19 protein-coding genes are annotated in these 15,836 nt (G+C 62.3%); 9 read left to right on the top strand and 10 right to left on the bottom strand.

From position 1 onward, the window contains the following. Position 1: 1 nt before the first annotated feature. Genes LGT41_RS14740 through LGT41_RS14730 form a run of 3 tightly spaced genes read right to left on the bottom strand, consistent with a single transcriptional unit; the run spans position 2 to position 1,721 of the window. The gene (locus LGT41_RS14740; RefSeq protein ID WP_274127677.1) at positions 2-352 is read right to left on the bottom strand and encodes a hypothetical protein; all 351 of its coding nucleotides are present in this window, start codon (positions 350-352) and stop codon (positions 2-4) included. Beyond that, positions 349-993 (bottom strand): sigma-70 family RNA polymerase sigma factor, encoded by a 645-nt coding sequence (locus LGT41_RS14735; protein WP_274127676.1) that lies wholly within the window; start codon positions 991-993, stop codon positions 349-351. Before LGT41_RS14735 ends, LGT41_RS14740 begins: the two co-directional genes overlap by 4 nt. A gap of 44 nt (positions 994-1,037) precedes the next feature. Next, the gene (locus LGT41_RS14730) at positions 1,038-1,721 is read right to left on the bottom strand and encodes an EF-hand domain-containing protein (RefSeq protein WP_274127675.1); all 684 of its coding nucleotides are present in this window, start codon (positions 1,719-1,721) and stop codon (positions 1,038-1,040) included. 154 nt (positions 1,722-1,875) lie between these two features. On the opposite strand from LGT41_RS14730, the gene LGT41_RS14725 reads away from it, so the two are divergent. The 3 genes from LGT41_RS14725 (at position 1,876) to rpmG (ending at position 3,174) form a co-directional block, all read left to right on the top strand. Further along, a complete protein-coding gene (locus LGT41_RS14725; protein WP_274127674.1) occupies positions 1,876-2,289 on the top strand; it encodes a DUF983 domain-containing protein in 414 nt (137 codons plus the stop codon). Positions 2,290-2,301: 12 nt separating this feature from the next. Continuing rightward, complete coding sequence (locus tag LGT41_RS14720; protein WP_274127673.1) at positions 2,302-2,895, top strand: NUDIX hydrolase; 594 nt, start codon at positions 2,302-2,304, stop codon at positions 2,893-2,895. 111 nt (positions 2,896-3,006) lie between these two features. After that, entirely contained in the window at positions 3,007-3,174 is a 168-nt protein-coding gene (rpmG, locus tag LGT41_RS14715; protein ID WP_274127672.1) for a 50S ribosomal protein L33, read from the top strand. Positions 3,175-3,328: 154 nt separating this feature from the next. Here the strand turns inward: rpmG and LGT41_RS14710 are convergent, their stop codons facing one another. The 3 genes from LGT41_RS14710 to LGT41_RS14700 form a co-directional block, all read right to left on the bottom strand. Further along, on the bottom strand, positions 3,329-4,096 hold the full coding sequence (locus LGT41_RS14710; protein ID WP_274127671.1) for a Bax inhibitor-1/YccA family protein: 768 nt from the start codon (positions 4,094-4,096) through the stop codon (positions 3,329-3,331). Positions 4,097-4,211: 115 nt separating this feature from the next. Then, positions 4,212-6,731 (bottom strand): ABC transporter permease, encoded by a 2,520-nt coding sequence (locus tag LGT41_RS14705; RefSeq protein ID WP_274127670.1) that lies wholly within the window; start codon positions 6,729-6,731, stop codon positions 4,212-4,214. Then, entirely contained in the window at positions 6,728-7,402 is a 675-nt protein-coding gene (locus tag LGT41_RS14700) for an ABC transporter ATP-binding protein (RefSeq protein WP_274127669.1), read from the bottom strand. Before LGT41_RS14700 ends, LGT41_RS14705 begins: the two co-directional genes overlap by 4 nt. Here LGT41_RS14700 and LGT41_RS14695 point away from each other — a divergent pair. Next, the gene (locus tag LGT41_RS14695; RefSeq protein ID WP_274127668.1) at positions 7,401-8,111 is read left to right on the top strand and encodes an arylesterase; all 711 of its coding nucleotides are present in this window, start codon (positions 7,401-7,403) and stop codon (positions 8,109-8,111) included. The two genes, LGT41_RS14700 and LGT41_RS14695, sit on opposite strands and share 2 nt — an antisense overlap. 30 nt (positions 8,112-8,141) lie before the next feature. Here the strand turns inward: LGT41_RS14695 and LGT41_RS14690 are convergent, their stop codons facing one another. After that, a complete protein-coding gene (locus tag LGT41_RS14690) occupies positions 8,142-8,345 on the bottom strand; it encodes a YjiS-like domain-containing protein (RefSeq protein ID WP_274127667.1) in 204 nt (67 codons plus the stop codon). Positions 8,346-8,463: 118 nt separating this feature from the next. On the opposite strand from LGT41_RS14690, the gene LGT41_RS14685 reads away from it, so the two are divergent. Beyond that, positions 8,464-9,336 carry a LysR family transcriptional regulator gene (locus tag LGT41_RS14685; protein ID WP_274127666.1) on the top strand — a complete coding sequence of 291 codons (873 nt, stop codon included), beginning with the start codon at positions 8,464-8,466 and terminating at the stop codon, positions 9,334-9,336. A 1-nt stretch (position 9,337) separates the two neighbouring features. Here the strand turns inward: LGT41_RS14685 and LGT41_RS14680 are convergent, their stop codons facing one another. Next, positions 9,338-10,267 (bottom strand): NADPH:quinone oxidoreductase family protein, encoded by a 930-nt coding sequence (locus LGT41_RS14680; RefSeq protein WP_274127665.1) that lies wholly within the window; start codon positions 10,265-10,267, stop codon positions 9,338-9,340. Positions 10,268-10,414: 147 nt separating this feature from the next. Between LGT41_RS14680 and typA the strand changes: the two genes are divergently transcribed. The 3 genes from typA (at position 10,415) to LGT41_RS14665 (ending at position 13,687) form a co-directional block, all read left to right on the top strand. Next, a complete protein-coding gene (typA, locus tag LGT41_RS14675) occupies positions 10,415-12,232 on the top strand; it encodes a translational GTPase TypA (RefSeq protein WP_274127664.1) in 1,818 nt (605 codons plus the stop codon). A gap of 206 nt (positions 12,233-12,438) precedes the next feature. After that, positions 12,439-12,813: a helix-turn-helix domain-containing protein gene (locus LGT41_RS14670; RefSeq protein ID WP_274127663.1), complete on the top strand. Its 375-nt coding sequence runs from the start codon at positions 12,439-12,441 to the stop codon at positions 12,811-12,813. A gap of 76 nt (positions 12,814-12,889) precedes the next feature. Beyond that, positions 12,890-13,687 carry an inositol monophosphatase family protein gene (locus LGT41_RS14665; RefSeq protein WP_274127662.1) on the top strand — a complete coding sequence of 266 codons (798 nt, stop codon included), beginning with the start codon at positions 12,890-12,892 and terminating at the stop codon, positions 13,685-13,687. Here LGT41_RS14665 and LGT41_RS14660 read toward each other — a convergent pair. Together LGT41_RS14660 and LGT41_RS14655 are read right to left on the bottom strand one after the other, a co-directional pair. Beyond that, the gene (locus LGT41_RS14660) at positions 13,684-14,619 is read right to left on the bottom strand and encodes an alpha/beta fold hydrolase (RefSeq protein ID WP_274127661.1); all 936 of its coding nucleotides are present in this window, start codon (positions 14,617-14,619) and stop codon (positions 13,684-13,686) included. The two genes, LGT41_RS14665 and LGT41_RS14660, sit on opposite strands and share 4 nt — an antisense overlap. After that, positions 14,620-14,910, bottom strand: a complete 291-nt coding sequence (locus LGT41_RS14655) for an SCP2 sterol-binding domain-containing protein (RefSeq protein WP_274127660.1) — start codon at positions 14,908-14,910, stop codon at positions 14,620-14,622. 247 nt (positions 14,911-15,157) lie between these two features. On the opposite strand from LGT41_RS14655, the gene LGT41_RS14650 reads away from it, so the two are divergent. Continuing rightward, positions 15,158-15,724: a tetratricopeptide repeat protein gene (locus LGT41_RS14650; RefSeq protein WP_274127659.1), complete on the top strand. Its 567-nt coding sequence runs from the start codon at positions 15,158-15,160 to the stop codon at positions 15,722-15,724. Positions 15,725-15,836 lie beyond the last annotated feature (112 nt).

Genomic DNA, 15,836 nt, shown 5'->3' with positions numbered 1-15,836 from the left:
CTCAGCCCTCACTCAGAAATACTGTCAGCGCACTATAGCTGTCGGTGCCGGTGGTCGTGGAATATCCGGCAACAATATCGCCGAGGCCCGGCACCGCCAAAAGCGAATCCGTGCCGCCATAGCCAAGCGCCACGCCCAGCAGGGCCGAGGCCGCCATTGCGCCCGCGCTTACCCATGTCCAGATCTGGCGCGCGGGGTGGAGCGCGACGATATTCGCGGCCGGGTTCAGCGCCAGTTGCGCGGCGGTTGCATCGGCCAGCACGCGCGCCATCAATCCCCGGGGCAGGGCCGGGGGCAGGGCTGAAGGCTCTGCGGCGGCGTTCAGGCGTTTGATCATTTCATCTTCTGTCATTTCACCCTCGCAATTTCTGGGGCACCACCGGTGCGGTCTTTCGGGGTCAGCATGGCCACCAGGGCCCGTCTTGCGCGCCCCAGCAGGCTTTCAACCGCCTCGACGGTCGTATCCATCAGCGCGGCCACCTCTGGCTGGCTGAGCTGTTCCAGATGGCGCAGCGTAATGGCCCGGCGCTGGCGTTCGGGCAATTTGCCAATGGCGCTGTGCAAGGCCTGGTCACGCTGGCTGGCAATCATCTGTGCTTCAACCCCCGGGCTTTGGTCGGGCACCAGATCCAGCGCATCGGGGTCTTCATAGCCGTGGCGCTTGCGTGCGCGCAACCGGTCGGTCGCAAGGTTGGAGGTGACGCGGTAAAGCCAACTGCCAAGCTGCGCGCGGCCTGCCTCCCAATCCGGTGCGAACTTCCACAGGCGCAGCATGGCTTCCTGTGCAACATCCTCGGCCTCGGCGCTGTTGCCAAGCAGGCGCAATGCCAGCCCATAGACGCGCGGCAGGTGCCGGTTGGCAAGCTGGCGCGCGGCCATCGGGTCTCCGGCCACGAAAGCCGCCAGAAGGGCGGCGTCGTCGTCAATCGCTTCGGTATCGGCATTTGGCTGCATAGGGTCTTCATAATCCGCATTTGCCCAAGTGTCGCGCATTCAATGCCCCGCGCCAAAGCGTTTTTGGCGCGGGGCAAGGGTTTTTAGTTTCCACGGCCCCAGTTGAACCAGCCGCCCCGGTCGCCGCCCCGGTCGCCGCCCCGGTCGCCGCCCCGGTCGCCACCCCGGTCGCCGCCCCGGTCGCCACCCCGGTCGCCACGTCCGCCGCGATCTCCACGGTCATCACGATCACCACGCGCGCCGCCATCGCCGCCACGATCACCCCGTTTTGCGGCGATCTGGTCATATTCCCATTCCGATACCGCGCCGTCATCATCGCTGTCGATCCGGGCAAACATTTCGGCAAGGTTGGGCGGGCGCATTTCGGTCGCGCTCAGCAGGCCATCGCCATCGCGGTCCATCCGCGCAAGCATACGTTCGGCCATTGCCGGCAGACGGTCGCCCATACGATCGGACATGCGCGACGCGCGCTCGGCATTGGCTTCGCTGGCCATCGCAATGCGGGCTTGCATCATTGCATCCATCGCGGCGGTCAGCTCGTCGCTGTCAAGCGTGCCGCTTGCATCGGCATCGGCCGCGGCAAAGCGCGCCAGCAGCGCGGCTTCAACCTCGTCAAGCGAAACGCTGCCATTGCCATCGGCATCCAGCTCGGCAAAAGCCGGAAGCGGGCCTGCGGGCGGTGTTGCGGCTTCGCCGGTCTGGGCGATTGCGGCCAGAGGGCTGAGACCAAGCGCCGTAACCAGCGCCAGAATTGAAATCTGTTTCATCGGTTTTCCTTTTTGACTGCAGCAGGCTGTCTTGCCGGCTTCGAGGGTTAAACGGGCGGGCGTGAAATTTCCGTCGGTCACAGGGTTGTGAGCGGCATCCGGCGGGGCAACCTGTCACAGGTTCAGGCCGGGTTTGCCTTGCTATACAGGGGCCATGAACACCCCTGATGCGCCCATCGACCGCCCTGTTCGCCCCGCACTCTTGCGCGGCTGGAAGCGGAAATGCCCGGCCTGCGGCAGCGGGCCGCTGATGAGCGGTTTCTTGACCGTGCGCGATGAATGCGCGGTCTGTGGCGAGGAACTGTTCCACCAGCGCGCCGATGACGGCCCAAGCTGGGCGACCATTCTGATCACCGGGCATCTGGTTGCGCCAACCATGCTGATTGTCTTTACCACGCTGCGGCCTGAACCCTGGGTTATGGCCACCGGCTTTTCCATTGTCTTTGTGCTGCTGACAATCTTTTTGCTGCCGCGCATCAAGGGCATGTTTGTTGCGCTGCAATGGGCCAAGCGGATGCATGGGTTTGGCGCCGCCCCCGACCCGCTGGACAAGCCCATGCAACCATGACAGCCTGCTGTCATGACCGATGACATCCGCGATGCTGCCAGCGTAATTCTGCTGCGCCAGGCCAAGGCCGGGCCGCAGGTGCTTATGGGGCTGCGCGGTGCGGGTGCGGTCTTCATGCCCTCCAAATATGTATTTCCCGGCGGCGGGGTCGATGCGGCAGATCTGCGCCCCGCGCCCGATTGTCTGGCCCCCCGGTGCCGCGCGCGCCTTGCCCAGCACAGCCGTGCCGATCTGGGCGATGCGCTGGCCAATGCCGCCTTGCGTGAATTGAACGAGGAAACCGGGCTGCGGCTGACCGGGCGCTTGCGTTTCATGTTTCGCGCCATCACCCCGCCGGGCCGCACGCGGCGCTTTGATGCGCGGTTCTTCATGGCCGATGCGGCCGGCTTGCAAGACGATGCCGATGATTTCTCGCGCGCATCCGGTGAGCTGAGCCATCTGCACTGGATTGCGCTGGCCGAGGCGCGCAGCCTGCCGCTGCCCTTCATCACCGAAGTTGTGCTTTCAGAGGTGCAGGCGGTGCTGAACGGTGCCTCTGACCGGCCCGTGCCGTTTTTCAGCCACGGTGCCGCGCAGAGCAATTTTTTGATGCTGGATGGTGCTTAGGCGCGGCGGCGGGGTTGACTCCGCCCCTGACACGTGTAGATAGCACCCCTTGAGATATGTAGCCATTGGCTGCAAGTAACTGATGCGGCCTGCCCGCGAGGAGATCGACACATGGCGAAGCCAACCACGATTAAAATCCGCCTGAATTCGACCGCGGATACCGGCCACTTTTACGTGACCAAAAAGAACTCGCGCACGATGACAGAGAAAATGTCGGTCAAGAAATATGACCCCGTCGTGCGCAAACATGTTGAATACAAAGAAGGCAAGATCAAGTAGATCGCCTATCGAACGCCGCGTGATATGCGCGGCGCTGAGCAGACAGGGCGCGGTGCAATTGCACCGCGCCTTTTCTTTTATGCGCAAGGCATAAAAGAAAAGCGGCCGGGAGACCCCGGCCGCCCGTCTGCTGGTCGATCGACCCGGCGTTTGGTTATTCGCGTCCGCCCATGAACTGGAGCATGAACATGAACATGTTGATGAAGTCCAGATACAGGTTCAGAGCCCCCATGATCGCGCCTTTTTGCAGCCATTCCTGGCCGCCGGGCACCTGGGCCATCTGGATATAGGTCGTCTTGATCTTCTGGGTGTCATAGGCGGTGAGGCCCGCAAAGATCAGCAGGCCAATGGCCGAGACCGCGAATTGCAGCGCCGAGCTTTCCAGAAAGATATTGACGACCGAGGCAATGATCAGCCCGATCACGCCCATGATCAGGAAGGTGCCCCAACCCGAAATGTCTTTCTTGGTTGTGTAACCCCAGAGCGACAGGCCGGCAAAGGCAATCGCGGTGATCAGGAAGGTTTGTGCGATCGACATATCGGTATAGATGATGAAGATCCAGCTGATCGACAGGCCCATAAGCGCGGCAAACAGGAAGAATATTCCCTGCGCTGCGGTTTTGGACAGGCGATTGATAGTTGCGCTGAACAGGATCACCACCGCCAGAGGCGCGAACATGATGATATAGCGCACCGGCGAGGTCAGCATGGTTTCGATCATGCCATAGCTCAGGATCATTGTGGGCTGGTTGTTGAACGCAGCCGCCATATCCTGCCCGACGACATAGGCGACGAGCGCCGTAACCGCCATTGCGATGGACATCAGCCCGTAGACGCTGTTCATATGGGCGCGCAGACCCGCATCAATTTCAGCAGTGCGAACCCCTGCGCCAGCCCGCCTTACGCTGCCATATTCGGCCATGATCATCTCCGTTGATCTAATTCATTTCTGCCCCGCCGTGCAAAACACGCCGGAATTCTCTCTAATATCGGGCTTATCGCCCTGCATTTCAAGCGTCATGGGCAGAAAATGCGCATTAATCGCGCGCGCGCAGCACCTGGGCGGGGCGCACGGCCAGCGGGCGGATGGCAAAAAGCAGCCCGGCGGCCAGGTTCACCAGCGCACCGCCAAGGATGATGAACACCGAAACCTGTAAATTGAAGGTGAAATCGGAATGCATGACAAGGCTCATCACCCCCCATCCGGCCAGCCCGCCAAACAGCAGCGCGACCAGCCCGGCCGCCGCCCCCAGCAAGGCTGCGCGCAGTGCAAAGCTGAACAGAATCCGCCCGCGCGTTGCCCCGAGGGTCTTGAGAATGGCGGCTTCAAACACCCGCGCGCGCTCGCCGCCCGCAGCGGCCCCGATCAGCACGAAAAAGCCGGTCAGCAGGGTAATGCCCGCCCCCCCGGCTATGCCCAGTGCTATGCCCTCCAGCGCCCTGGCGCCACGCTCTATCGCTTCGCGGATGCTGATGGCGGTGACGTTGGGAAAGGGCGCGGTCAGGTTGCGCAACAGGCGGTTTTCGGCCTCGGGCTCGGCGTAAACGGTTGAAATGAACGCGTGTGGCGCGCCGGAAACCGCGCTGGAGTTGAACACCATCACAAAGTTGATGCCAAGCGAGGCGAAGTCGATCTCGCGCAGGCTGGCCACGGTGGCGACCATATCGCGGCCCAGAATGTTGACGGTAATTTGATCACCCACCACAAGGCCGATTTCGCCCGCTTCCTCGGCGGAAAAGCTGACCAGCGGCGGGCCGGTATAATCGGCATCCCACCATTCTCCGGCGGTGAGGGTGGAATTTTCGGGCAAAGTATCGGCATAGGTCACGCCACGGTCGCCCGACACAACCCAATGGTTGCCCACGGCCTCGCGCGCGGGCACGCCATTGATGGCGGTAATGATCCCGCGCAGCATGGGGGCGCTGGATATGCGGCTGACACCGGGGTCACTTTCGGCAATTTCGCCAAAGGCGTCGATCTGGTCTTTCTGGATGTCGAGAAAGAAGAAGGCCGGGGCCTCGGCGGGCAGGTCATTGCGGATTGTCGCCTGCATATTGGCGTTGATCTGGCCAATGGCGGCCAGCACCGACAGGCCAAGCCCAAGCGACAAGATCACGCTGCTCGCATCGCCGCGCGGCCCGCCAATGGCGCCAAGCGCAAGTCGAAAGGCCGGGCGGCCGCGCAAAATGCGCCGTCGCGCGCCCCAGGCGGCCAGCCGCATGGTCAGCCACGCCATGAGCGACAGCACCACAAGGGCCGCAAACACCCCGCCCGCCGTGGCAAGTGTCAGCCGGAGCGAGCCGGACAGCAGAACCGCCGCGCCAACCAGCGTGGCGGTGAGCAGGCCGATCACCAGCAAATAGGGCCAGCGCGGCCAGCCCCCCCGGCCAAGGGCCGCATCGCGAAACAGCGTGGCGGCGCGAATATCCACCGCGCGCCCCAGCGGCAGCAGCGTGAAGATCAGTGCGGTCAAGGCGCCATAAAGCGCCGCTTCCGCCAGGGGCTTGGCATAGATGGCAAAGACCACCGGCACCGGCAGATCATTGCCCACGAACGCACCAATGACCAGCGGCAGAACCGCCCCCAGCACCAGACCCAGCGCAATGCCGACAAGCGCCAGCGCGCCGATCTGCACCAGATAGATGCCCAGAACCAGCCGCCGGCCCGCCCCAAGGGTTTTGAGCGTGGCAATCACCTCGCGCTTGCGTTCCAGATAGGCGCGCACGGCGGCGGCAATGCCAACCCCGCCCACAGCCAGGCCCGCAAGCCCGACGAGAATCAGAAAGTCGCTCATCCGGTCGACAAAACGCGCGATCGAGGGGGTTGCGTTGCGGCTGTCGCGCCAGCGCATTCCGCTGTCACGAAACGCATCTTTCGCGTCTCGTTCCAGCCGCGCCAGCCCGGTGCCGGGCGGCAAGGCAAGGCGGTAGCTGGTCTCAAACAGGGTGCCTTCGGAGATCAGCCCGGAATTTTGCAGCCCGTCGATATGCACCAGAACGCGCGGGCCCAGCGAAAAGGCCGAAGCCCCGCCATCGGGTTCAAAGGTCAGCGCGGCGCGCAGCTCGAAGCTTTGCGCGCCAAGCTGGACCAGATCACCGATTCTCAGGCCCAAACGGTCGATCAGCGCCTGGTCCACCACCATGCCGGGCAGGCCGTTTTGCAGCGCGAAAGCATCGGCAAGCGGCATGTCGGGCGACAGGCCAACCGCGCCATAAAGCGGATACATCGAATCCACCGCCTTGACCTGCACCAGCCCGCGTTCCTCATCGGGGCTGATCACCATCGAGCGGAAGTCGAATATCTCGCTGACCGCGGTGGCGCGGTCGCGCATGAACGCCCATTCAGCCTCATTCGCGCGGCGATAGGTGAAGCGCATTTCGGCATCACCACCCAAAAGCGTTGTGGATTCGGCGCTGAGCCCGGCTTCGACCGCCATGCGCACCGAGCCGATGGCCGCAATGGCCGCCACGCCAAGCGCCAAACACACCAGAAAGATGCGAAAGCCCGCAAGCCCGCCGCGCATTTCGCGCCATGCCAGTCGGAAAGCAAGGCTCATGCGGCGTCCACCATGCCATCGCGCAGATTGACGACACGATCGCAGCGCGCGGCCAGGGCGGCATCATGGGTGACAAGCACCAGCGTGGCCCCATGCGCATCGCGCAGCGCCATCAGCTTGTCCATGATCGCCGCGCCGTTCTTGGCATCAAGGTTGCCGGTTGGCTCGTCGGCCAGCAGAATTTGCGGACGGGTGACAAAGGCGCGGGCCAGAGCCACGCGCTGCTGCTCGCCGCCTGACATTTGCGCGGCATAATGGTGGATGCGTTCGCCAAGGCCAACATCGGCCAATGCGGCTTCGGCCCGCTCGAACGCATCGCGCGCCCCCGCCAGTTCCAGCGGGGTTGCAACGTTTTCAAGCGCGGTCATCGTCGGGATCAGGTGGAAGCTTTGGAAAACAATGCCCATATGCGCGCGACGAAACCGCGCCAGCGCATCCTCGTTCATCGTGCCAAGGTTGTGCCCCAAGGCCTGCACCGTGCCGCCGGTTGCACGCTCGAGCCCGCCCATCAGCATAAGCAGCGAAGACTTGCCGGAACCGCTGGGGCCAACCAGCGCCAGCGTCTCGCCCACCTTTACACCAAGGTCGATGCCCTTAAGTATGTCTATGCGCCCGGCATTGCCCGAAAGGCTGAGTTGGGCATTGGTTAGGCTTAAAACAGGGTCAGACATGCATAGACTTTCATTGCGGCGCTACAGGTTTGGATATGGTCTGAAACGGGCCATGCGCAAGGGCGGAATGCTGATTGCCGCGCTACTGGGCCTGTCGGGGCCGGTTTTTGCGCAGGATGACACAATTGTGATCGCCGCCTTTGGCGACTCGCTGACGGCGGGCTATGGCCTGCCGGTGGAGGACGGATTCGTGCCGCAGCTGCAACGCTGGCTGGATGCGCAAGGGGTGGATGTGATCGTTCAGAACGCCGGGGTGAGTGGGGATACCACGGCAGGCGGGCTTGCCCGGCTGGACTGGGTTCTGGGCGATGATGTCGATGCGGTGATCGTCGAGCTTGGTGCCAATGACATGCTGCGCGGGCTCGACGCAAATGCCGCGCGCGCCAATATGGACGAGATTCTGAGCCGGATTTCGGCGCGCGGCCTGCCCATTCTGGTGAGCGGCATGAAGGCCCCGCCGAATTTCGGGGCCGAATATCAGCGCATTTTCAACAGCATGTATGGCGAACTGGCGGCGCAATACGGGGCCGAATTCCACCCGTTTTTCTTGCAGGGGCTGGGGAGCAATGTGTCGATCTCTGCGCTGTCGCAGCTCATGCAGCCCGACGGGTTGCACCCGAATGCCGAAGGTGTGACAAAAATCGTGGCCGATATCGGCCCCTATGTGCTGAAGTTGATCGCGCGCGTATCTTCGGATGGTGCGCAATGAATGCGCACCCTACCGGACATCATTCGGCGATCAGCGCCAGAAGGGTTTGCGCAGCTCTTGGCGGGCGGCGCGGGCGCTGATGCCGATATCATTCAATGCGGCGGCATCAAGGCGGGCCAGCGCGCGGCGTGTGCGGGCGCGCTCGGCAAAATAGATCAGCGTGCCAAGCAGCGGCAATGTGGCCAGCGGCGCCAGAGCGGTTGCAATTTCGTGCATACGGATCGAGCTTGCCATGCGATTTTCCTTCATTTCCCAAAAGCTTCGGTCATTCATTCTTGATGCTTGTTATATGGCGACGAATCATTCAGATTAAAAATGAATTGTTGATCCTGAAAGCATCACGGAATTTGATATGTTAAGGAATCTGGACCTGACGGCGCTGCGCAGCTTTGTTACCGTGGCCGATAGCGGCGGGGTGACTCGCGCCGCCGGGTTGCTGCATCTCACGCAATCGGCCGTGTCGATGCAGATCAAACGGCTCGAGGAATCGCTCGGCATCAGCCTGCTGATGCGCGACGGGCGCGGCGTGCGCCTGACCGGCGAGGGCGAAAAACTGCTGGGTCATGCGCGGCGGATGCTGGCCATCAATGACGAGATTCTTGCGCAACTGACCGGGGCGGCCTTTGAAGGCGAGGTCATGTTCGGGGTGCCGCATGACATTGTCTATCCCTATATTCCCGGCATTTTGCAGCGTTTCGCATTGGCCTGGCCGCGCATCAAGATCAATCTTGAATCGAGCTATACCGCGCGGCTGAAGGATTCGCTGGCGCGCGGCGAGCTGGATATCATCCTGACCACCGAAGAAGGCCGCGACGAGGGTGGCGAGCCGCTTTCGACCGTGCCGCTGGTTTGGGTGGGCGCCCCCGGCGGGCAGGCCTGGAAGGAACGCCCATTGCGACTGGCTTTCGAGCATCAGTGCCGCTTCCGCTCGATCGCGCAAGACGCGCTGGATGCGGCCAATATCCCCTGGGATATGGCGGTAAACTCCGAAAATACCCGCACGATCGAGGCGAGTATCTCGGCCGATCTGGCGGTTCATGCCTGTCTGGCCGGTTCCTATTCGCCCTATGTCGAGCTTGTGCCGCATGGCGGTGCGTTGCCGCAACTGCCCGAAACCAACATCAATATGTATGTCGGCAAGGGGGCGGCGCGCGCGCAGGCTGAACGTTTGGCCGAAATGGTGCGCGCCGCCTATTGCGGGGCGCTTGCCCAGGCCGCTGAATAGGCTAGGGGCGCAGCACGATGCGCGCCGGCGCCTGGCGGTTGCGCAGCAAATCGAGCGCCCGTTCGGCATTGGCCATCGGCAGGGCAAGGGGTGTCGCGGGGTGCAGCCTGCCGTTTGCATGAAGCGCCATCAGCCCCTGCAGCCCTGCCGCCATCGCATCGGGCGCAAAATCGGGGTAGCTGTTCCAGTTCACACCGATCATGTCGAGATTCTTGACCAGCAGATGGTTGAGCTTGACCTCGGGCACATGGCCAGAGGCGAAGCCGAAGCACACCAGCCGCCCTTCGGGCCTGGTGGCGCGCAACGCCTGGGTGAAGTTTTCACCGCCTGCCGGGTCAAACACCACATTTGCGCCGCCAAGTGCCAGAATGGCGCCGCGCAGGTCCTGGACATCGCTGTCGATCACATGGTCGGCGCGGGTAAGGCGCGCCAGCCGCGCCGCCCCGCGCGACACCGCAATCACCCTTGCCCCAAGCGCGCGGCCAATATCGACCGCCGCCAGACCCGCCCCGCCGCTCGCGCCCAAAACAACCAGCGTTTCGCCCGCTGCAAGTAGCGCACGGCGTGCCAGCGCCAGATGGACCGCGCCATAGGCGATAAGAAAACTTGCGGCAATATCATCGGGCATGTCATTTGGCAGGGCCACGCACTGCGCGGCCGGCAGGGTAATGTGGCTGGCAAAGGCCCCATGCCCGCAAAACCCGGCCACGCGGCTGCCCGCCGGCAGATCACCCGCCAAAACCTTGCCCGCGAACTCCATGCCCGGTGCAAAGGGCAGGGGTGGAATGCGCTGGTAGCTGCCGGAAACAAGCAACGTATCGGCAAAATTCACGCCCGCAGCGGCAATCTCGACCAGAACCTCGCCCTGTTTGGGTGGCACAAGCGGGCCTTCAACCCGTTCAAGCGGCGAGTTGAAGGCGCGAAGCTGCATTGAAAACTGTGCCCTGGTTTGCATGGGCCACAGGTTAACGCCAATTCGGGCGGGGGCAAGCCAGCACTTGCTTTTTGGTGGCCGGGCCTTTATGCGCAGCCGCAAAGGGGCTGGCGCCCCGCTGCCATCCCATCTTAAGGAAACTCAATGGAACTGCGCAATATTGCGATCATCGCCCATGTTGACCACGGCAAAACCACGCTGGTCGATGAAATGCTCAAACAATCCGGCGTGTATCGCGAGGGCCAGGCCTCGGTCGAGCGGGCTATGGATAGCAACGATATCGAGCGCGAGCGCGGCATCACCATTCTGGCCAAATGCACGAGCGTTGAATGGGAAGGCGCGCGCATCAACATTGTTGACACGCCGGGCCACGCCGATTTTGGTGGCGAGGTCGAGCGTATCCTGAGCATGGTTGACGGGGTCGTGCTGCTGGTGGATGCCGCCGAAGGCCCGATGCCGCAAACCAAATTCGTAACCGCCAAGGCGCTTGCGCTGGGGCTGCGCCCGATCGTGGTGCTGAACAAGGTCGATAAATCGGATGCCGAGCCGGACCGTGCGCTGAACGAATGCTTTGATTTGTTCGCCAATCTGGGGGCCGATGATGACCAGCTCGATTTTCCGCATCTCTATGCTTCGGGCCGATCTGGCTGGGCCGATACGGAACTGGATGGCAAGCGCGAGAACCTGCACGACCTGTTCGAACTGATCATGAAGCATGTGCCAGCGCCTTCGGTGCAAACCGATACTGAAAGCCCGTTCCGGATGCTGGCCACCACGCTTGGGCGCGACAACTTCCTTGGCCGCTATCTTACCGGCCGCGTTGAAGCCGGCCGCCTGAAGCCCGGTCAGATGATCAAAGCCATCGGGCGCGATGGCAAGCTGATCGAGAATTTCCGCGCCACCAAAATTCTGGCCTTCCGTGGCCTTGGCCAGACCCCGGTGGATGAGGCTGTGGCGGGCGATATTGTGGCCATTGCCGGCATGACCAAGGCGACCGTTGCCGATACGCTATGCGACCCGTCGGTGACTGAACCCATTCCCAGCCAGCCGATCGACCCGCCGACCATTTCGGTGAATTTCGGCATCAATGACAGCCCCTTGGCGGGCCGCGATGGTGACAAGGTGCAAAGCCGCGTGATCCGCGACCGGCTCATGCGCGAAGCCGAAGGCAATGTTGCGATCAAGATCGAAGACACGCCGGGCGGTGAAAGCTTCATCGTGTCGGGGCGTGGCGAATTGCAGATGGGCGTGCTGATTGAAAACATGCGCCGCGAGGGGTTCGAGCTTTCGGTGTCGCGCCCGCAGGTGCTGTTTCGTGATATCGACGGCACCCGCCACGAGCCGGTGGAAGAGGTTACCATTGACGTAGATGACGAATATACTGGCGCGGTGATCGAAAAGCTGACACAACGCAAGGGCGATCTGGCCGAGATGAAACCGGGCGGCGTGGGCAAAACCCGCATTGTGGCGCATGTGCCCAGCCGGGGGCTGATCGGGTATCATGGCGAGTTTCTGACCGATACGCGCGGCACCGGCGTTCTGAACCGCGTGTTCCATGAATGGGCACCGTATAAAGGCAAGATCGAAGGTCGCCGCCAGGGCGTGCTGATTTCCATGGAAGACGGTGTGACCGTCGCCTATGCGCTGTGGAACCTGCAAGACCGTGGCCGCTTTTTCATTGGTGTGCAGGAGCAGGTCTATCAAGGTATGATCATTGGCGAGCATAACCGCCCCAACGACCTTGAGGTGAACCCGCTGAAGGGCAAGAAGCTGACCAACATGCGCGCCTCGGGCAAGGACGAGGCGGTTGTGCTGACCACGCCCAGCCGGTTCAGCCTCGAAGAAGCCATTGCCTATATCGACAATGACGAGCTGGTCGAGGTGACACCCCGCCATGTGCGCCTGCGCAAACGCTTTCTGGACACGCACGAGCGCAAGCGGAACGCGAAAACCGCCGATTAGCTTCGCGTTTCGCGGCGAGGTTTTGCAAAATGCAACAAGAAAAACGCGCTCAACCAGAGCGCGTTTTGCGATTTGCAAATAGCAAACGCGTAGAAATGGTTAATCTCCATACATCCCTAGGTTTTGTGCCGTTTCAGGCGAAATTCGGGCTTGGCACGATTCCTGCAAGTATATCCGCAAGAGGATTTATTTTTTGGGAGCGTAAAATGAAGCATCAGGTAGACGTCCATGTAGGCAAGCGCGTGCGCCATCGTCGTTGGATGGTGGGCATGACCCAGCAGCAGCTTGGCGAGGCGGTCGGGATCAAGTTTCAGCAGATCCAGAAATACGAAACCGGCATGAACCGCGTTTCGGCTTCGCGCCTGTGGGACATTGCCGCCGCGCTGGGCGTGCCGGTCTCGTTCTTCTTTGAAGGGCTGGCGACCGACCAGGTTGATGGCGATGTGCCAATCACCGAAGCCCAGGGCGATTTGCTGGCCGACAAAGAGGCGCTGGAGCTGGTGCGCTCTTACTACGCTATTCCCGAAGCACAGCGCCGCCGCCTGTTCGATCTGGCGCGCGTGCTGAGCGACGCCGCCTAGTATAACCAGTATTCAGCGCGCTTGACCTGCGCTGGTTTGTATGAAATTCCCGGCCTATCAGGGCCGGGAATTTTTTATGCAATCTGACCAGATCAAACGCGAAATTGTCGATACCGCACACGCGCTGGCCGATGTGGCGCGCATCGAAACGCTCAAACATTTTCGCGGTGGTGCGCTGGGTGTTGAAAACAAGCTCGCCCGCGGGTTTGACCCGGTGACCATTGCCGATCGTGCCGCCGAAACCGCCATGCGCGCGGTTCTGGCCAGGCGCCGCCCGGATGACGGGATCATGGGCGAGGAATTTGGCACAACCCCTGGCACAACCGGCCTGACCTGGGTGCTGGACCCGATTGACGGCACGCGCGGCTACCTGTCGGGCACGCCCACCTGGGGGGTGCTGATTGCCGTGCAGGCCGAAACCGGCCCAATCTTTGGCATTATCGACCAGCCCTTCACCGGCGAGCGGTTTATCGGCGGGTTTGGCATGGGCGCATGGCAGCGCGGCGAAGCGCGCCGCCCGCTCAAATCGCGCCCCTGTGCGGCGCTGTCACAGGCCATCTTGTTCTCGACCTTTCCCGAAGTCGGCACGGCCGATGAAGGTGAAGCCTTCAAGGCGGTGGCTAGCCAGGCGCAACTGGTGCGCTATGGCACGGATTGCTATGCCTATGGCCTGCTTGCGCTGGGGCAGATTGATCTGGTGATCGAGGCCGGTTTGCAGAATTACGACATTCAGGCCCCCATCGCGGTGATCGAGGCGGCGGGCGGCATTGTCACCAACTGGCAGGGCGGGCCGTGCTGGAACGGGGGCCGCGTGCTGGCCGCGGGCGACCGCGCCGCACATGCAGCGGCTTTGGAAATTCTGAAAACCTGCTAGAGACCTTGCGCGTTCAGGAATGCGTCAATCGCATCCCAGCCCTGGCGCTGCAATTCGGGCTGCTCCATCCAGATTTCGTGGCGCGCGCCGGGAATTTCAACCAATGTGCCATTCTCGAACCGCGCCATCTGGCGGCGCACGGCGCTGGCATCCACCACGTTTTCATCGCCACCCAGCAGGGTCAGCAGCGGGGTTTGCGGCATTTGAGCGGCATCAAAGCGCGCGAATTCCTCGCGCGCTGCATCCAGCCAGCGCAGGGTCGGGCCGCCAAGGCCAAGCTCGGGGCGGGCTTTGGTATGGCTTTGCATCCAGGCCCAGTATTCGGCATCGCCGGTAAGCAGATTGTCTTCAAACGGGTCTGACAGAACATAGGTTTCGGCTTTTGTGCCGGGCATTCGCAACGCGCCCTTGCCAAGCTTGCTGCCGGCGCGGGCAATCACTTCGCCAATGGGTTTGACATAGCGGTTGATGGCGATGCCCCACATCGGCCCGGAAAAAACCGCCGCGTCCGGTTTGAAGCCGTTCAACAGTGCGCGCAGCCCGATGCAGCCCCCCATCGAATGCGCGAACATCAGGCGCGGGCCGGGCAGGGCGGCTATGGCAGGGTCGGCCAGCAGGGTCTGGAAATCATCCTGATATTCGGCGAAATCCTCGACATGGCCAATGTCGCGCCGCCCGTCCAGATGGTCGGACAGGCCCTGACCGCGCCAATCTATGCACACGGTTGCAAAGCCGCGCGCCGCCAGGTCGCGCGCAACGCGGCCATATTTTTCGATGTATTCCGTGCGCCCGGGCAGCAGCAGCACATGGCCGCGCACCGCCTTGCCCCAGATCGCCCGGCGCAGCCTTGTGCCATCGCCGGCTGTCAGCCAGGCCGCGTCAACCGGCAGGCTGTTATCGGCCAGATCGGCGAAATAGGGCGCGGGCTGCATTTAACCGAAGACCGAACCCAGCCGCATGGCCGTGCCCATATCGCCATCGACCTTCAGCTTGCCGCTCATGAAGGCTCCTGCGGGGTTCAGATCGCCCTCAAGCAGGCGGCGGAAGGTTTCGGCGCTGGCTGAAATGGTGCAATCGGCCTCGGCATCGCTGGCGCTTGCGCCGGTCTCGTCTACGCGCACGGCACCTTCGCCTTCGATCTCAAACTTCACCGACCCGTCAAAGCCGCCATCTGCCAGTTTGGCGTTCAAGGCGGCTACGGCTTCATTGATGACTTCGCTCATGTTCAACTCCTGAATGTGTTGAGGGCAATGTAGCAAGTTTGCATGGCCGTTAAAGCGACAAGATTGCCCGACGTGGCGTAAGCCGCCGAAAACAACCAATGCTTGCCGCCTGCACGCCCTGACATGGCCCTGACATGGCCCTGACACGGCCCCGGGGCTTGGCGCGCCAGACCCGTGTCGCGCAACTGTGAATTTTCCGCTGCGCTTTGCCTGTGGTGTTGCGCCTGAAAGCCGCTAAAATTGCCCTATGTGGATTCGCGCTATTGCCTTGTTGCTTACCCTGTCAGCCCCGCCCGCCTTTGCCGAGCTGCTGACCCCCGGTGATCTGCGCGAAGACCGTTCGCCGGGGCTGGAACAGTTGTTCATCGATCTGCGTTCGCCCGACCGCGAGGTATGGCGCCTGGCCGAAGAGGCGCTGATCAACCGTTTCAACCGCTCCGGCTCTGCGGCGATGGATTTGTTGCTGAAGCGCGGCCAGGCCTTGCTGGAGGCAGGCGACTATCCGGCTGCGGTTTGGCATCTATCCACGCTGATCGACCATGCCCCGAATTTTGCCGAAGGCTATAATGCCCGCGCGACCGCCTATTACCTGATGGGGGAATACGGGCTGGCCTTGCAGGATTTGCGCGCAACCCTTGCGCTGAACCCCCGCCATTTTGGCGCGATGAGCGGGCTTGGCATTGTGCTGAGCGAGCTTGGCTATAACGATCAGGCGCTTTCTGCGCTGCGCGCCGCGCAAATCATCCATCCGAATATGCAAAACGTGAACGAGAATATCGAACAGTTGCTGCAAAACCGGGATATGAGCCTTTAGCTGAAGGGCGTGGTGGCTGTTGCTGTCGGCGGATGATGGCATGTTGCGGTGAATGCGGGGCTGTCAGCGGTTGCGCAGGGGCGCTGAATCGGGTTTGGTGCGCAGCCTAGCC

This window comes from Abyssibius alkaniclasticus, from assembly GCF_020447305.1.
GTDB lineage: Bacteria > Pseudomonadota > Alphaproteobacteria > Rhodobacterales > Rhodobacteraceae > Abyssibius > Abyssibius alkaniclasticus.
Note: the sequence above shows the minus strand (reverse complement) of the source record. Positions and strands in the feature narration are given on the sequence as shown.

Bases quoted from the DNA above. Each gene is read 5' to 3' on its own strand.
- LGT41_RS14740 (WP_274127677.1), bottom strand. From the start codon at position 352: ATGACAGAAGATGAAATGATCAAACGCCTGAACGCCGCCGCAGAGCCT.
- LGT41_RS14735 (WP_274127676.1), bottom strand. From the start codon at position 993: ATGCGCGACACTTGGGCAAATGCGGATTATGAAGACCCTATGCAGCCA.
- LGT41_RS14730 (WP_274127675.1), bottom strand. From the start codon at position 1,721: ATGAAACAGATTTCAATTCTGGCGCTGGTTACGGCGCTTGGTCTCAGC.
- LGT41_RS14725 (WP_274127674.1), top strand. From the start codon at position 1,876: ATGAACACCCCTGATGCGCCCATCGACCGCCCTGTTCGCCCCGCACTC.
- LGT41_RS14720 (WP_274127673.1), top strand. From the start codon at position 2,302: ATGACCGATGACATCCGCGATGCTGCCAGCGTAATTCTGCTGCGCCAG.
- rpmG (WP_274127672.1), top strand. From the start codon at position 3,007: ATGGCGAAGCCAACCACGATTAAAATCCGCCTGAATTCGACCGCGGAT.
- LGT41_RS14710 (WP_274127671.1), bottom strand. From the start codon at position 4,096: ATGGCCGAATATGGCAGCGTAAGGCGGGCTGGCGCAGGGGTTCGCACT.
- LGT41_RS14705 (WP_274127670.1), bottom strand. From the start codon at position 6,731: ATGAGCCTTGCTTTCCGACTGGCATGGCGCGAAATGCGCGGCGGGCTT.
- LGT41_RS14695 (WP_274127668.1), top strand. From the start codon at position 7,401: ATGCATAGACTTTCATTGCGGCGCTACAGGTTTGGATATGGTCTGAAA.
- LGT41_RS14700 (WP_274127669.1), bottom strand. From the start codon at position 7,402: ATGTCTGACCCTGTTTTAAGCCTAACCAATGCCCAACTCAGCCTTTCG.
- LGT41_RS14690 (WP_274127667.1), bottom strand. From the start codon at position 8,345: ATGGCAAGCTCGATCCGTATGCACGAAATTGCAACCGCTCTGGCGCCG.
- LGT41_RS14685 (WP_274127666.1), top strand. From the start codon at position 8,464: ATGTTAAGGAATCTGGACCTGACGGCGCTGCGCAGCTTTGTTACCGTG.
- LGT41_RS14680 (WP_274127665.1), bottom strand. From the start codon at position 10,267: ATGCAGCTTCGCGCCTTCAACTCGCCGCTTGAACGGGTTGAAGGCCCG.
- typA (WP_274127664.1), top strand. From the start codon at position 10,415: ATGGAACTGCGCAATATTGCGATCATCGCCCATGTTGACCACGGCAAA.
- LGT41_RS14670 (WP_274127663.1), top strand. From the start codon at position 12,439: ATGAAGCATCAGGTAGACGTCCATGTAGGCAAGCGCGTGCGCCATCGT.
- LGT41_RS14665 (WP_274127662.1), top strand. From the start codon at position 12,890: ATGCAATCTGACCAGATCAAACGCGAAATTGTCGATACCGCACACGCG.
- LGT41_RS14660 (WP_274127661.1), bottom strand. From the start codon at position 14,619: ATGCAGCCCGCGCCCTATTTCGCCGATCTGGCCGATAACAGCCTGCCG.
- LGT41_RS14655 (WP_274127660.1), bottom strand. From the start codon at position 14,910: ATGAGCGAAGTCATCAATGAAGCCGTAGCCGCCTTGAACGCCAAACTG.
- LGT41_RS14650 (WP_274127659.1), top strand. From the start codon at position 15,158: ATGTGGATTCGCGCTATTGCCTTGTTGCTTACCCTGTCAGCCCCGCCC.